Source organism: Campylobacter concisus, from assembly GCF_003048875.2.
GTDB lineage: Bacteria > Campylobacterota > Campylobacteria > Campylobacterales > Campylobacteraceae > Campylobacter_A > Campylobacter_A concisus_AU.
In genome coordinates this window covers 219,240-233,818 of sequence record NZ_CP049264.1, presented here as the reverse complement: position 1 = coordinate 233,818, position 14,579 = coordinate 219,240, and the positions used below count along the sequence as shown (strand labels likewise).

Here is a 14,579-nt window from a genome sequence, read left to right as displayed (position 1 = left end):
TTTATCAAAAAGCATATAAAATTTAAATTTTTTCAAAGAAATTTCACCACAAAATTTATGGCTAGAGTTTTTTATTAATGATATTTTAAATATTTTACTGCTAGATTTACAAAATTTTAAATCCAAAAAGGCTTTATTCATGAGGAATTTACTAAAAGTCACTGGCTTTTTGCCCTACCTTGCGATCGCATTTTTAAACGCAAGTGTCGATCTAGCACACAAAATAACTATCCAAAACGTCCTTTTAAAGACCTACTCAGGCGACACGCTTTTTATCCTAACAGCCGTTATAAATGCGATGATCTTGCTTCCATTTATATTTTTATTTTCGCCTTCAAGCTTTATAAATGACAAATTTGCAAAGACAAAGGTTATTAGAATTTGCGCCGTCTTTGGCGTTGTTATCAGCGTTGCGGTGCTTATTAGCTACCTTTTAGGTGCCTTTGGCGTGGCATTTGCACTCACGCTCATACTGGCTGCTCAAAGTGCGATCTACTCGCCTGCAAAATACGGCATCATCAAAGCTCTCGTTGGCCCTGAGCGACTTGGCACAGCAAACGGCGTCATACAAGCACTTACCATCGTAGCGATACTTGTTAGCTCATTTTTGTTTTCATTTATATTTGAAAATTTATACATCCAAGGCGAAAACTCAGAAGAAATTTTAAAAAGCGTCTATCCTATCGGCATCTTTTTGGTCGTATTTAGCGCACTTGAAGCATTTTTTGCCTACAAGCTACCTTATATCAGCGAAACGAACGAACAAAGCGGAGAATTTGAGCTTAAAAGATACATCAGCCTTAGCTACTTAAGAGAAAATTTAAAAGAGGTAAGATCAGATAAAAATATCTGGCTAAGTATCGCTGGCCTTAGCATATTTTGGGGTATCTCTCAGATCATCATCGCAGCCTTCCCAGCTCACTACAAGGCAGTTTTTAACGACGACAGCTCTCTAGCAGTCCAAGCGATCCTTGCAGTAAGCGCCATAGGTATCGCATTTGGCTCATACGTGGCTGGCTCTATGTCAAAGCTACACATCGAGCTTGGCATCGTGCCGATGGGCGCTATTGGTATATTTTTCTCGCTTTTATTTTTTGCATTTGGTTCAAGCATCGGCGTAGTGAGCCTTAGTTCATTTGCATTTGGCTTTTTTGGAGGCATATTTATAGTGCCGCTAAATGCGATGATCCAGTACTTTGCCCCACAAAAGAGCACCGGCAAGATAATGGCGGCAAACAACTTCTTGCAAAACGTCTCAATGCTGCTATTTCTAGCCATTGGCATAGGCTTAGTATATTTTGAAATTTCAACCACAGGGCTCTTTGTCTTTACAGCGCTTGTTTGTTTAATCGGCAGTTTTTACGCCATTTTGCAGCTTCCACACCTTTTTACAAGGCTACTTTTACTGCCATTTTTAAAGACAAAGTACCACTTTTTCGTTGAAGGACTTCAAAATTTACCACAAAGTGGCGGCGCACTACTTCTTGGCAATCACATCAGCTGGATCGACTGGCTCGTGCTGCAAGCTGCAAGCCCAAGGGGCATAAGATTTGTCATGTATAGAACTATCTATAACAAATGGTATCTAAAGCAAATTTTTAAATTTTTTAAAGTGATCCCAATAGGCGCAGGGGCAAGCAAAGAGTCGATCGAGCTAGTTAGAGAGTGCCTAAAAAATGGCGAAGTAGTCGCACTTTTCCCAGAGGGTCACATCAGCTACAACGGCCAGATAAATGAGTTTCAAAAGGGCTTTGAGCTTATCATCAGAGATCTAGAAGAAATTTGCATCGTGCCATTTTATCTTCGTGGTCTTTGGGGATCTAGCTTTTCAAGGGCTAGTAAATTTTATAAAGACCTCACTTCTAAAAATGGCAGACGCGACATCATCGTCGCCTTTGGCAAGCCAATAATCACATTTATAAACGCTGCAAAGATGAAGCAAAAGGTGCTTGAGCTTAGCTTTTCATCGTGGGAGAGCTTCATCTCAAGGCAAAAACCATTAACAAGCGAATGGCTAAACAACGCAAAAGAGGATAAATTTAAAGAGTGCGTGAGCGACAGCACTGGACTAAATTTAAGCAATTTGAAATTTATAACAGCTGTTTTAGTCTTTATCAAAATTTTCAAACGAGAGCTAAAAGATGAGAAAAATATAGGCATCTTGCTACCTAGCTCAAGCATCGCAGCTATCGTCAATATGGCGCTTCTTGCCATGGGCAAAGTGAGCATAAATTTAAACTATATGCTTAATGCTACCTCGCTAAATCACGCCCTAAGAAAGGCAAATATAAATACAGTCATTACCTCTAGCAAATTTCTTGAAAAGCTCGCACTTAAGGGCTTTGATCTAAAAGATGCGATGAGCGGCAAGGCTAAATTTGCAGAAGATCTCTCAGCCAGCGTCTCAAAAAAAGAGAAATTTTTAACGCTTTTAACGGCGTTTTTTGCTCCAACTTGGCTTATTAAGCTTTGCTATTTCAAGCGTATAAGTTTAGAGGATACAGCTACCATTTTATTTAGTAGCGGCAGCGAGGGCGAGCCAAAAGGCATCGAGCTAAGCCACAAAAATTTACTTGCAAACATTAAGCAAATAAGCGAACTTCTAAATTTCAAAAAAGATGACGTGATCTTAAACTCACTCCCTGTTTTTCACTCATTTGGCCTAACAGTCACCACGCTCATGCCACTTTGTGAGGGCATAAAAATGATAAGCGTGCCTGACCCAACAGACGGAGCGACTATCGGCAAAATGGCAGCAAGACACAGCGCTAGCATCATCTTTGGCACCTCAACGTTCTTTAGGCTCTACACCAGAAACAAAAAGCTTCATCCGTTGATGTTTCAAAGTGCCAGAATGGTCGTAGCTGGGGCTGAAAAGCTAAAACCTGAGATAAAAGACGAGTTTAGGCTCAAATTTGGCATAGAAATTTATGAAGGATATGGCGCGACAGAAACTGCGCCGGTCGCTGCCGTAAATATGCCAAATATCCTAGAAAAAGAGAGCCTAAAAGAGCTTACATTTAATAGACCTGGCAGCGTTGGCATGCCTCTGCCTGGCACCATCATAAAAATAATCGACCCAGAGACGCTTGAAGAGCTAGAAACTGGCACAGACGGGCTCATCGTCATCGGCGGATCGCAGGTGATGAAGGGCTATCTAAACGACGAGGCTAAAACAAGCGAGGTCATCACGCACATTGATGGCGTAAGATACTATAAAACTGGCGATAAAGGCCACATAGACGAAAACGGCTTTGTGTTTATCGTCGATAGATACTCAAGATTTGCCAAGATAGGCGGCGAGATGATAAGCCTTGGAAGCGTCGAAGAAGAGCTTGCAAAGGTGCTTGGGGGCGACGTTGTCTTTAGCAGCGCAAACGTGCCAGATAGCAAAAAGGGCGAAGCGATCGCGCTTTTAGTAAAAAGTGGCACAGAGCCTGGAAATATCGAGCAAATTTTAAAAGAGAGCAATCTTGCTCCGATAATGATGCCAAGCTATATATTTATCGTTGATGATATCCCAACGCTTGCAAGCGGCAAGGTTGATTTTAAGGGGGTAAAAGCTCTAGCGGCCTCACTTTTAGCGGAGTGAGGCGCCGCCCTTTTATTTTCGTGATAAAATAGCACCAAAATATTACCTAGGTCGCAGTTGCGACTGACATTTGCATAAATCTTAAATTTATCTTTTTTTGCAAATTCCGTTATTGATTTTATTTTTTATAAGGAGTTTTGTATGAAATTTTCTAGTGCTTTTAAATTTGGTGCGCTCTGCGTAGTTGGCTGTTTGCTCTCTTTAAATTCTGCCTTGGCAAATTCTTACGAGCAGATCAAAAAAGATGGCGTCATAAGGATAGCAACAGAAGGCGTTTATTCGCCATTTTCGTTTCACAATGAAAAAGATGAGCTAATGGGCTATGACGTGGAGATAGCAAGAGCTGTGGCTAAAAAACTAGGCGTAAAGCCAAAATTTATCGAAGCTTCATGGGACGCGATGCTTGCGGCATTTGACGCTGGCAAGGCGGACGTGGTGTTTAACCAAGTAAGTATAACCGACGAGCGAAAGAAAAAGTATGACTACAGCGTGCCATATATGGTCTCTTACTCAGCCATCGTCGTGCATAAAGATAATAACGATATCAAAAGTTTTGCTGATCTAAAAGGCAAAAGAAGCGTGCATTCAGTAAATAGCATGTGGATACCAACCGTTGAAAAGTATGGCGCCAAGCTAGTTGTGGCCGATAGTTTGAGCGATCAGATAAATTTGATCATCACAAAAAGAGCTGATGATACGATAGATGATGCGGTGATGTTTTATGACTACATCAAACAACATCCAAACGCCCCTATAAAGATCATCGAAGCTGGCGATGAGCCGATGTATACGGCCGCGATTGTTAAAAAAGGTAACAAAGAGCTACTAAATAAGATAAATAATGCCCTAAATGAGCTTAGCAAAGAAGGAGTTTTAAGCGAAATTTCGCTTAAATACTTCGGCAAAGACATTTCTAAATAAGGAGAATTAATGAATTTTAAGCCCATTTTTGGCTTTATCGCAGGTGCTTTTTTAGCTTTAAATTTAAATGCTTCAACTATCAAAAAAGGCGAGCTTATAGTTGCAACTGAAGGCACTTACTCACCTTACTCATTTTATGATGAAAAGGGCGAGCTAGTAGGATATGACGTAGATATCGCAAAAGCTGTTGCAAAGAAGCTAAATTTAAAGATCGAGTTTCTAACAGCTCCATGGGATGCGATGCTTGCTGCATTTGACGCTGGCAAAGCAGACGTTGTTTTTAACCAAGTTAGCATAAACGAAGATAGAAAGAAAAAGTATGATATGAGCGTGCCTTACACCATGCCATATCCCGTAATAGTCGTGCATAAGGACAATAACGACATCAAAAGTTTTGCTGATCTAAAGGGCAAAAAAAGCGTGCACTCTGCAACTAGCAACTGGGCAGCGATAGCTGAGAAAAATGGCGCAACAGTGGTCGTAGCTGATGGCTTTAGTAAAGGCGTGGAGCTTATCATCTCAAAAAGAGCTGACGATACGATAAATGACAATGTCACATTTTTTGACTACATCAAACAACGCCCAAATGCACCGCTCAAGATCGCATATACTAGCAATGAGCCGATGCCAACAGCTGCACTTCTTAAAAAAGGCAACACCGAGCTACTAGAAGCGATAAACAAAGCGCTTGATGAGCTAAAAGCCGAAGGCAAGATAAGCGAAATTTCGATGAAATATTTTGGAAAAGATATTTCAAAATAAAGGATCAAAATGAAATTTACAAATTTATTAAAAGTAGTAGCAGTGCTTGCAATGGCTCTAAATTTGCAAGCAAAAACTATAAAAGATGGCGTGCTAACAGTAGCAACAGAAGGCACTTACGCGCCTTTTACATTTTATAATGACAAAAATGAGCTAGTAGGATACGACGTAGATATCGCAAGAGCTGTAGCACAAAAGTTAAATTTAAAAGTTGAGTTTCTAACAGCTCCATGGGATGCGATGCTAGCAGCATTTGATGCTGGCAAAGCAGACGTGGTGTTTAACCAAGTAAGTATAACCGATGAGAGAAAGAAAAAGTATGCTTTTTCAGTGCCTTATACTGTGACATTTGGCGCTATCATCACTAGAAAAGACAATAACGACATCAAAAGTTTTGCTGATCTAAAAGGCAAAAAAGATGCCGACTCAGCAACTAGCAACTGGGCGAAAGTAGCCGTAAAATACGGTGCTGAGCACGTCGTAACAGACAGTTTTGCTAAAAGTATGGAGCTTCTTATATCAAGGCGTGTAGATGCTGTTGTAAGAGATAACATCGTATTTTACGACTTCATAAAAGAGCGTCCAAACGCACCTGTAAAGATAGCTGCCTCACTTGACGAGAAAGACTACACAGCAGCAGCTGTTAAGAAAGATAACGCCGAACTTGCAGAGCAAATTTCAAATGCTTTAACTGAACTTTCAAAAGAGGGCAAACTAGAAGCCATCTCAAAAAGCTACTTTGACAAAGACGTCTCAAAATAAATTTATAAACCAACAAGGCAAAAATGGAAAATTTAGATAGAGTGATCGAGCTTGTTTCAAGCTCGACACTACCGATGATCATCGCGCTTTTAAAAGTGACGATCCCACTTACTTTGCTCTCATTTTCGCTAGGGCTTGTCATCGCCATTATCACAGCAGTAGCGAGGCTTTCAAATATAAAAATTTTAAAATTTATATTTGCCACCTATGTTTGGATATTTCGCGGTACGCCGCTTCTTGTGCAGCTTTTCATCGTATTTTACGGGCTTCCTAGTATCGGTGTCACGCTTGATACTTGGAGTGCTGCTACTATCGCATTTAGCCTAAACGTGGGCGCTTATGCGTCTGAGTCTGTAAGGGCTGCCATACTTTCTGTGCCAAAGGGTCAGTGGGAGGCTGCCATATCACTTGGCATGACGCACTATCAAATTTTAAAGCGCATCATCGCACCTCAAGCAGTGAGGATCTCGCTCCCTCCACTTTCAAACACATTTATAGGCCTTGTTAAAGACACTTCACTAGCAGCTTCTATAACGATGGTGGATATGTTTATGGTCGCTCAAAGGATCGCAGCAAGGACCTTTGAGCCACTCATCCTCTACATCCTAGCAGCGCTCATCTATCTAGTGGTTTGCACACTTTTAACCTATCTTCAATCAAGGCTTGAAAAAGCTGTCTCAAGGTATGTCTAATGGCTATAAATTTTAAAAATATAAGCAAATCTTACGGCGATCATTTGGTGCTAGATAATATAAATACAAGCTTCAAAGAGGGGCAAACGACTGTGATCGTTGGCTCATCTGGTTGTGGCAAATCAACGCTTCTTAGATGTATAAATTTACTTGAGATCCCACAAAGTGGCACTTTAGAGGTAGATGACAGGAGTGTAAATTTTAAAGAGAAGCTTAGCTCAAAAGAGCTTTTAGAAATTCGTAAAAAAACAGGCATGGTCTTTCAAAGCTTCAACCTCTTCCCGCACCTAACAGCGCTTCAAAATGTTACCGAAGCTCCGATCTACGTTCAAAAAAAGGATAAAAACGAAGCGATAAAAGAGGCAAAAGAGCTTTTAGCTAAAGTAGGACTTAGCCACAAAGAAGATACCTATCCAAACAGGCTCTCAGGCGGACAAGCACAGCGCGTGGCCATCGCTAGAGCGCTAGCTGTAAATCCATACTTTTTGCTACTTGACGAGCCTACAAGTGCGCTTGATCCAGAGCTCGAGGCTGAAGTTTTAAAGGTCATCTTATCTCTTGCAAAAGAGAAAAAGTCTATGATCATCGTCACTCATAATATGAATTTTGCTAGAAAGATAGCTGATAGAATTTTGTTTTTAGATAAAGGCGTGATCGCCTTTGATGGCTTAGTTGATGAGTTTTTTAACAGCCAAAATGAGAGGATAAAAAACTTCATCTCGGCTATGGATATATAAATTTAGCTAGAAGATCTAGCTAAATTAATTACGCAAAGTATGGCTTTATCTGCTCGATCCAAGCTGAAATTCTACCCTCAGTTTTGTCGCTCTGGTTATCAGCATCAAGCGCTAGACCTACAAATTTACCATTTTTCACAGCGTCAGAGCCATCAAATGTATATCCGTCAGTGCTAACTTCGCCAACTACTTTTGCACCTGCTTTTACGACCTCATCGTAAAGCTTTGCCATGCCATTACAGTACTCATCAGAGTAGCTCTCGCTATCGCCCATGCCAAAAACAGCGACTGTTTTACCGTTTAAATTTAACGCTTTAAAGTCAAACGCGTCCCAGTCATCTTGAAGATCGCCGCTACCCCAAGTCGATGTGCCAAGGATGAGCTTATCAAAGCTATTTAGCTTCGCTGCGTCTACGTCAGAGACGTTTAAAAGCTCGTTTTCAAGGCCCAAGCCCTCGCTTATAAGTTTTGCTGCATCTTCAGTATTTCCCATGCTGCTTCCATAAACTATACCTATCATTTTTATCCTTTTTAAAAAATTTTACTAATAATCGTATAAGGCACGAGCTTTATGCACCCTCTTGCAAAGCAGTGTCTAACCTCAACGTGCCGCCTAAATTCCTCATTTCTAGGGCAAACGATATAGACCATCTCGCACTCGTGACCAAGCGCGCAAACGGCTGCATCGATGTCGTCGTTTAAATTTCTCATATCATCAAAGCTCACTTTTTTAAAGCTTGGCATGACACTGAGCAAATTTTTGCCATCTTTTTTGACCGAGATGACACCGCCATTTAGCACGACCTCTTTGTCCTGATGGCGGAGGCGTATTTTATCATAAACAAACTGGCAAAACATCTGCGCTGCGTCAATGAAAAACTCAAATTCTCCGCTTCTATAAAGCATCTTTATCATCTTTGCAGCTGCCATCTTTGGCTCTTTTGCTACAAATCTCAACGCCTTAAAATCATTTTTTAAATAAGCATTTATAACGACGTTTGAAGGTATGCAAAAGCTATCAACTGGTTTGAAATTTAAAAATTTATCACGCAGTAAGAAATTTATCCTAGCCTCAAAAATGTCTTTGAAATTTAGAAATTTAGCGTAAGAAAGCGGGATCTTTAGCTCGCTTTCAACGCCAACATTATAAAGTGCGATGAAAATTTTCGCACGCGAAAGTTTGTCAAGCTTTGCAAAAATACTTGGAGTTATTTCGCCAATATCTGATAAAAACCCGAACTTCATCGATTATTCTTTGCATCCAAATTCCTTATCTAGGCCAAAGACCTTACAATACTCGCAAAATACGCAGCTAACGCTTCTTTTCGCACAAACGATAGGGATATTTCTTTTTTTTGCTTGAGTTTTAATGGTCTTCATCGTGTTGTGGTTTAAAAAGCTAGTGAGCATCACCACGCACTCGGTATCTTGTGGGATCGGCTTGCGATTTACGCGGTTTTCGTTTCTAGCGTCCCAGTGCTCTATCTTCTCAGCTCCCAAATCATGCAAAACAGCCTTAATAGGCGTGATCTCATCTGCTCCGATAACTAAAACTGACATAACAAGCTCCTAAAATTTATTCGTTTTCTGATAACGATTATAAAAAAGCTTAGCTAAAATTATTCTTAGTTATGATATTTATTATCACTTATTTGTAGAAATTTGTAACGTTTTTGGTTTTTTAAAAAGGCTAAATTTACTTAGCCCTTTTAAATTTAACCGCTGCAACGAGAAAGATGACAAGTCCAGCCGCTGCAAAAAGGCTACCAACGTTGCCGATATTTTGCTCACCAAGATGAACTATCGTTTGATGACCTATTAGCGCGCCAGCTCCTATACCGATGTTATAAATAGCTGAATATATCGCCATAGCAGCATCCGTGGCATTTGAGGCTAAGTTTAGCACCTTTATCTGAAAGCTCATATTTATCCCAGCTATGCCAAGCCCCCAAATAAAGGCAAGTGCAAGCATCAAGCTCTCATTTGTAGCGATCAAATTTAACGTCAGCAAGCAAGCTAAAATGATCGCTATTGAGATAGCTGTAAAGGCAGTTGGTATGAGCTTATAAAATTTAGAGAAAAGCACGCTTGCTACGATACCAGCGACGCCAAATAAAAGCAAAAATATAGTTATAAATTTACCATCAAAGCCGCTTATATCTTTAGCAAATGGCTCGATGTAGCTATAAGTGCTAAAATGCGCGCTGATAACGATAGCAGTTAGCAAAAATATCACCATCAAAAAGCCATTTCTTGCAAGCTCAGGCAAACTCTTTAGTGAGCCTGAGTTTTTGCTAGGCAAAAGTGGCAAAATTTTATATAGCCAAGCCCCAACGCCCACAGCAAATATCCCTATTAGCCCAAATGTGACACGCCAGCCCAAGCTATCACCTAAAATTCTACCAAGTGGCAAGCCAAGTATCATCGCCATCGATGTGCCAAGTGCTAAAAGTCCCAGAGCTTGCGAGCTTTTATTGATAGGTGCAACTCTAACGGCAAGCGAAGCGGTGATCGACCAAAATATGGCGTGCGAGATGGCTATTAGCACGCGAGCTATGACTAAAACCGTGAAATTCCAAGCAACAGCGCAAAGTGCGTGAGAAGCGACAAAAATGATAAAGACCTTTAAAAGTAACGACCTTCGCTCTAAATTTGCAGTTAGCAACATAAAAGGTAGCGAGAGTATCGTCACACTCCACGCATATATCGTGATGATGAGTCCGGTATCAGCCGTGCTCATCTCAAAATCCTTTGCTATGTCACTTAAAAGTGGCACCGGCACGAACTCAGTTGTATTAAATATAAAAGCTGCAAAAGCTAGCGCTATAACCCTTAGATAGGCTACTTTATGAATATTTATCAAAATTTCATCCTTTTTTACTTTGCCCCTACAATATTAAAATTTGACTTACATCTTAGTTATTTATAAATTTTAATTTTTTAATGATAGAGATTAATGACAAATTTTGGATTTTTCTTTTATAATAAAGCTATTTTTAAGATAATTTTAAGGCGGAAATATGTCAAAAATAATGAAAACTATGGACGGAAACGAGGCCGCAGCTTACGCGTCATACGCATTTACCGAAGTAGCTGGAATTTACCCTATCACTCCTAGCTCGCCTATGGCTGACTACACTGACCTTTGGGCAGCGCAGGGCAAAAAAAATTTATTTGGTATGCCAGTAAAAGTAGTCGAGATGCAAAGCGAAGGCGGCGCAGCTGGCACGGTGCATGGCTCGCTACAAGTTGGCGCGCTAACTACGACCTACACAGCTTCTCAAGGCCTACTTTTAAAAATTCCAAATATGTATAAGATAGCAGGCCAGCTCCTTCCTGGTGTCATCCACGTCTCAGCTCGCTCTCTGGCAGCGCAGGCTCTTTCAATATTTGGCGACCACCAAGACATCTACGCCTGTCGCCAAACTGGCTTTGCTATGCTAGCAAGCGGCTCAGTGCAAGAGGTGATGGATATCGCTGGCGTGGCGCATTTAGCAGCGATCAAGGGCAGAGTGCCGTTTTTACACTTCTTTGATGGCTTTAGAACGAGCCATGAAATTCAAAAAGTAGAAGTGATGGACTACGCGCACTTTGATAGACTTCTTGACAGAGAGGCGCTACAGAAATTTAGAGACGAAGCGCTAAATCCAGAGAGCCCAAAAACAAGAGGCACAGCGCAAAATGACGATATCTACTTTCAAACAAGAGAGCTAAGTAACCGCTTTTATGACGCAGTGCCAGACATCGTGGCAAACTACCTAGCTGAAATTTCAAAGATCACTGGCAGAGACTACAAGCCATTTAACTACTACGGAGACCCTGAGGCGACACGCGTCATCGTAGCTATGGGCTCAGTGACGCAAACTCTTGAAGAGGTCGTTGATTATCTAAACGCAAAAGGCGAAAAGGTGGGCATCATCAAGGTGCATTTGTACCGCCCATTTAGCACGAAGTATCTCTTTGACGTGATGCCAAAGAGCGTGAAAAAAATAGCCGTTCTTGACCGCACAAAAGAGCCTGGCAGCCTTGGTGAGCCGCTATATCTTGATATAAAAGCTGCATTTTACGGCCAAAAAGACGCCCCGATCATAGTTGGCGGCAGATACGGCCTTAGCTCAAAGGACGTCGATCCTGCGCAAATGCTAGCTGTGTTTGAAAATTTAAACCAAAGCGAGCCAAAAGATGGCTTTACAGTTGGTATCGTCGATGACATCACTTTTACGTCGCTGCCAACTGGAGAGAAAATTTCACTAAGCGATGAGAGCGTTAAAGAGTGTTTATTTTACGGCCTTGGAGCTGACGGCACCGTGGGCGCAAACAAAAACTCGATAAAGATCATCGGCGATAAGACTGATCTTTATGCGCAGGCATATTTTGCCTACGATAGTAAAAAATCAGGCGGCTACACGCGCTCGCACCTTCGCTTTGGCAAAAAGCCGATCCGCTCGACCTATCTCGTCTCAAACCCGCACTTTGTAGCCTGCTCAGTCGCAGCATATCTTGAAATTTACGATGTGATTGACGGCATCAGAGAAAACGGCACATTTTTATTAAACTCTATCTGGGACGCAGAGCAGACCATAGCGAAGTTGCCAAATAAAGTTAAGAAAATTTTAGCTAGCAAAAATATAAATTTCTACATCATAAACGCAACAAAGCTAGCACACGACATCGGCCTTAAAAACCGCACAAATACCATAATGCAGTCGGCATTTTTCAAGCTTGCGGACATCATACCATTTGAAGATGCGCAAAAATATATGAAAGAGTACGCGCACAAAGCCTACGCTAAAAAAGGCGAGGCGATCGTGCAGATGAATTATAGCGCTATCGACGTTGGCGCAAACGGCCTTATCAAGGTGCCAGTCGATCCTGCGTGGGCAAATTTAGCAGATGATGAGCAAAAAGATGGAAAATATATCGGCAACAGCTTCATCGAAAACGTCGTAAAACCAATAAATGCGGCTCGCGGTGACAGCCTACCAGTCTCAGCCTTCATAGGCTACGAAGACGGCCACTTTGAAGCTGGCACGACGGCTTACGAGAAGCGCGGCGTTGGCGTCATGGTGCCAAAATGGATCGAGCAAAACTGCATCCAGTGCAACCAGTGCGCATTTGTCTGCCCGCACGCTGTAATCAGGCCATTTTTAATAGACGAAAACGAGCTTAGCATAGCCCCACAAGGCGTGCAAGATCACGTCCTAGAAGCAAAAGGCAAAGAAGTAAAGGGACTAAAATATAAAATCCAAGTAAGCCCGCTAGACTGCACCGGCTGCGAGCTATGCGCACAAAACTGCCCAAGCAAAGAAAAATCGCTCGTAATGGTGCCGCTTGAAGAAGAGTTAGGCAAAAACGAGCAAGAAAATGCTGATTATCTATTTAAAAAAGTCGCTTACAAAGACGATCTCATGAACAAAGAGAGCGTTAAAGGCGTTGGCTTTGCTAAGCCGCTCTTTGAATTCCACGGCGCCTGCCCGGGATGTGGCGAAACTCCGTATATCACGCTTATAACAAGGCTTTTTGGCGAGCGCATGATCGTGGCAAACGCGACTGGTTGTAGCTCGATATATGGCGGCTCAGCCCCATCTACTCCATACACCACAAACGACGAAGGCAAGGGCGTTGCGTGGGCAAATTCGCTATTTGAAGACAACGCCGAGTTTGGCATGGGTATGAACGTAGCGATGGAGACCATGCGCCACCGCATCGAAGATATCATGAGAAACAACATAGATAGCGTGCCAAACGCACTTTCAGCGCTTTATAACGACTGGATAAATTTCAAAAATGATGGCGTTAAAACGCAAGAGATCACGAAAAATTTATTGCCTATTTTAGAGCAAAATTTAAGCGCGCCAGGCGTCAAAGAAATTTTAGAACTTAAGAAATTTCTCGTCAAAAAGTCGCAATGGATCATTGGCGGCGACGGCTGGGCGTATGACATCGGCTTTGGCGGACTTGACCACGTGCTAGCAAGCGGCGAGAACGTAAATGTGCTAGTGCTTGACACCGAAGTTTATTCAAACACTGGCGGCCAAAGCTCTAAGTCAAGCCGCGCAGGCTCGATAGCGCAATTTACAGCTAGCGGCAAACCAGCTCAGAAAAAGGACCTTGGCTACATCGCGATGACTTACGGCAACATTTTTGTAGCGCAGATCAACTCAAACGCAAGTCAAGCAAACGTGATAAAAGCGATCACAGCAGCTGAAGCGTATGATGGCCCAAGCCTCATCATCGCCTACTCTCCGTGCATCGCTCACGGCATCAAAGGCGGCTTATCGCAGTCAGGCGGCCAAGGCGAACTCGCTACAAAATGCGGATACTGGCCGACATACCTATACGACCCGCGCCTTTTAAAAGAGGGACAAAATCCGCTTAAAATCACCTCAAAAGAGCCAGACTGGTCGCTTTATGAAGAGTTTTTACTAAACGAAGTTCGCTATAACTCGCTTAAGAAGACCAACCCTGAGCACGCAGACGAGCTACTAGCTAAAAACAAAGCTGACGCTCAAAGACGCTACCGCCAGCTAAAACGCCTAAGCCTAGCTGACTTTAGCGACGAAATCAATTAAATTTTAGGTGCTTTTGCACCTAAAATTTACTCTAGCAGCTAGAATACATCTTGCTTGAAATCTTTTTAAATTTAATACTGCATATCTCGTCAAAGGCAAAATGACGCTCCTTAAGATCGCCCATCATATATGAAAAATAAAATTTCTTCTCCGCAAAAACCGCTTCACTAGCTATGATCTCGCCAAGAGCGCTGTCATCTATATGAAAATTTTTAAAAAGGGCACTTAGCTCGTAGTAGCCATTTTGCAAGTCTCCGATATAAAATTTAACCCTAGCGCCACTTTTCATAAAGGCAAAAGATACTATCTTTGCATCACTAAAATTTAGATCTATAAAAATTCTCTCCAGCGTGTGTAGTTCGCCACGAAAAGACTTTATATACGAGCCATAATCCTCTATCCTCTTTTCAAACTCATCATCGTCTAGATCGCCACTTATCCAGCCCTTATCAAAAAACCTCATCTTGTGCCAAGGCATTGCAGCTCCTTAAATTTAACTTCTAAAGCAAATTTTATATATCATTATCTAAAATTATTCATA

General features: G+C 41.8%; 12 protein-coding genes. 7 read left to right on the top strand and 5 right to left on the bottom strand.

Translation table 11 applies throughout. The features are described from left to right. Positions 1–139 precede the first annotated feature (139 nt). From CVT07_RS01175 to CVT07_RS01150, 6 genes are all read left to right on the top strand, one after another. A complete protein-coding gene (locus tag CVT07_RS01175; protein WP_107935562.1) occupies positions 140–3,592 on the top strand; it encodes an acyl-[ACP]--phospholipid O-acyltransferase in 3,453 nt (1,150 codons plus the stop codon). 141 nt (positions 3,593–3,733) lie between these two features. Further along, a complete protein-coding gene (locus CVT07_RS01170) occupies positions 3,734–4,513 on the top strand; it encodes an amino acid ABC transporter substrate-binding protein (RefSeq protein WP_103569424.1) in 780 nt (259 codons plus the stop codon). A 9-nt stretch (positions 4,514–4,522) separates the two neighbouring features. After that, the gene (locus CVT07_RS01165) at positions 4,523–5,275 is read left to right on the top strand and encodes an amino acid ABC transporter substrate-binding protein (RefSeq protein ID WP_021093337.1); all 753 of its coding nucleotides are present in this window, start codon (positions 4,523–4,525) and stop codon (positions 5,273–5,275) included. Between the two features lie 9 nt (positions 5,276–5,284). Beyond that, positions 5,285–6,037 (top strand): amino acid ABC transporter substrate-binding protein, encoded by a 753-nt coding sequence (locus CVT07_RS01160; protein ID WP_107935560.1) that lies wholly within the window; start codon positions 5,285–5,287, stop codon positions 6,035–6,037. Positions 6,038–6,060: 23 nt separating this feature from the next. Then, positions 6,061–6,729, top strand: a complete 669-nt coding sequence (locus tag CVT07_RS01155; RefSeq protein ID WP_103635919.1) for an amino acid ABC transporter permease — start codon at positions 6,061–6,063, stop codon at positions 6,727–6,729. Then, positions 6,729–7,466 (top strand): amino acid ABC transporter ATP-binding protein, encoded by a 738-nt coding sequence (locus CVT07_RS01150; RefSeq protein ID WP_103566153.1) that lies wholly within the window; start codon positions 6,729–6,731, stop codon positions 7,464–7,466. Before CVT07_RS01155 ends, CVT07_RS01150 begins: the two co-directional genes overlap by 1 nt. A gap of 28 nt (positions 7,467–7,494) precedes the next feature. On the opposite strand, the gene fldA is transcribed toward CVT07_RS01150, so the two are convergent. From fldA to CVT07_RS01130, 4 genes are all read right to left on the bottom strand, one after another. Next, positions 7,495–7,986, bottom strand: coding sequence for a flavodoxin FldA (gene fldA / locus CVT07_RS01145; RefSeq protein ID WP_107935558.1), 492 nt, complete (start codon positions 7,984–7,986; stop codon positions 7,495–7,497). An 11-nt stretch (positions 7,987–7,997) separates the two neighbouring features. Then, the gene (locus tag CVT07_RS01140) at positions 7,998–8,711 is read right to left on the bottom strand and encodes a UDP-N-acetylmuramate--alanine ligase (RefSeq protein WP_107935556.1); all 714 of its coding nucleotides are present in this window, start codon (positions 8,709–8,711) and stop codon (positions 7,998–8,000) included. Between the two features lie 3 nt (positions 8,712–8,714). Next, positions 8,715–9,026 carry a DUF2325 domain-containing protein gene (locus CVT07_RS01135; RefSeq protein ID WP_002939277.1) on the bottom strand — a complete coding sequence of 104 codons (312 nt, stop codon included), beginning with the start codon at positions 9,024–9,026 and terminating at the stop codon, positions 8,715–8,717. 136 nt (positions 9,027–9,162) lie between these two features. Continuing rightward, positions 9,163–10,329, bottom strand: coding sequence for a sugar transporter (locus CVT07_RS01130; protein WP_107935554.1), 1,167 nt, complete (start codon positions 10,327–10,329; stop codon positions 9,163–9,165). Positions 10,330–10,486: 157 nt separating this feature from the next. Between CVT07_RS01130 and nifJ the strand changes: the two genes are divergently transcribed. Next, complete coding sequence (gene nifJ, locus CVT07_RS01125) at positions 10,487–14,038, top strand: pyruvate:ferredoxin (flavodoxin) oxidoreductase (protein WP_107935552.1); 3,552 nt, start codon at positions 10,487–10,489, stop codon at positions 14,036–14,038. 31 nt (positions 14,039–14,069) lie between these two features. On the opposite strand, the gene CVT07_RS01120 is transcribed toward nifJ, so the two are convergent. Then, positions 14,070–14,516, bottom strand: coding sequence for a hypothetical protein (locus tag CVT07_RS01120; RefSeq protein WP_107935550.1), 447 nt, complete (start codon positions 14,514–14,516; stop codon positions 14,070–14,072). Positions 14,517–14,579 lie beyond the last annotated feature (63 nt).

Bases quoted from the DNA above. Each gene is read 5' to 3' on its own strand.
- fldA (WP_107935558.1), bottom strand. From the start codon at position 7,986: ATGATAGGTATAGTTTATGGAAGCAGCATGGGAAATACTGAAGATGCA.
- CVT07_RS01175 (WP_107935562.1), top strand. From the start codon at position 140: ATGAGGAATTTACTAAAAGTCACTGGCTTTTTGCCCTACCTTGCGATC.
- CVT07_RS01155 (WP_103635919.1), top strand. From the start codon at position 6,061: ATGGAAAATTTAGATAGAGTGATCGAGCTTGTTTCAAGCTCGACACTA.
- CVT07_RS01120 (WP_107935550.1), bottom strand. From the start codon at position 14,516: ATGCCTTGGCACAAGATGAGGTTTTTTGATAAGGGCTGGATAAGTGGC.
- nifJ (WP_107935552.1), top strand. From the start codon at position 10,487: ATGTCAAAAATAATGAAAACTATGGACGGAAACGAGGCCGCAGCTTAC.
- CVT07_RS01140 (WP_107935556.1), bottom strand. From the start codon at position 8,711: ATGAAGTTCGGGTTTTTATCAGATATTGGCGAAATAACTCCAAGTATT.
- CVT07_RS01160 (WP_107935560.1), top strand. From the start codon at position 5,285: ATGAAATTTACAAATTTATTAAAAGTAGTAGCAGTGCTTGCAATGGCT.
- CVT07_RS01135 (WP_002939277.1), bottom strand. From the start codon at position 9,026: ATGTCAGTTTTAGTTATCGGAGCAGATGAGATCACGCCTATTAAGGCT.
- CVT07_RS01165 (WP_021093337.1), top strand. From the start codon at position 4,523: ATGAATTTTAAGCCCATTTTTGGCTTTATCGCAGGTGCTTTTTTAGCT.
- CVT07_RS01170 (WP_103569424.1), top strand. From the start codon at position 3,734: ATGAAATTTTCTAGTGCTTTTAAATTTGGTGCGCTCTGCGTAGTTGGC.
- CVT07_RS01150 (WP_103566153.1), top strand. From the start codon at position 6,729: ATGGCTATAAATTTTAAAAATATAAGCAAATCTTACGGCGATCATTTG.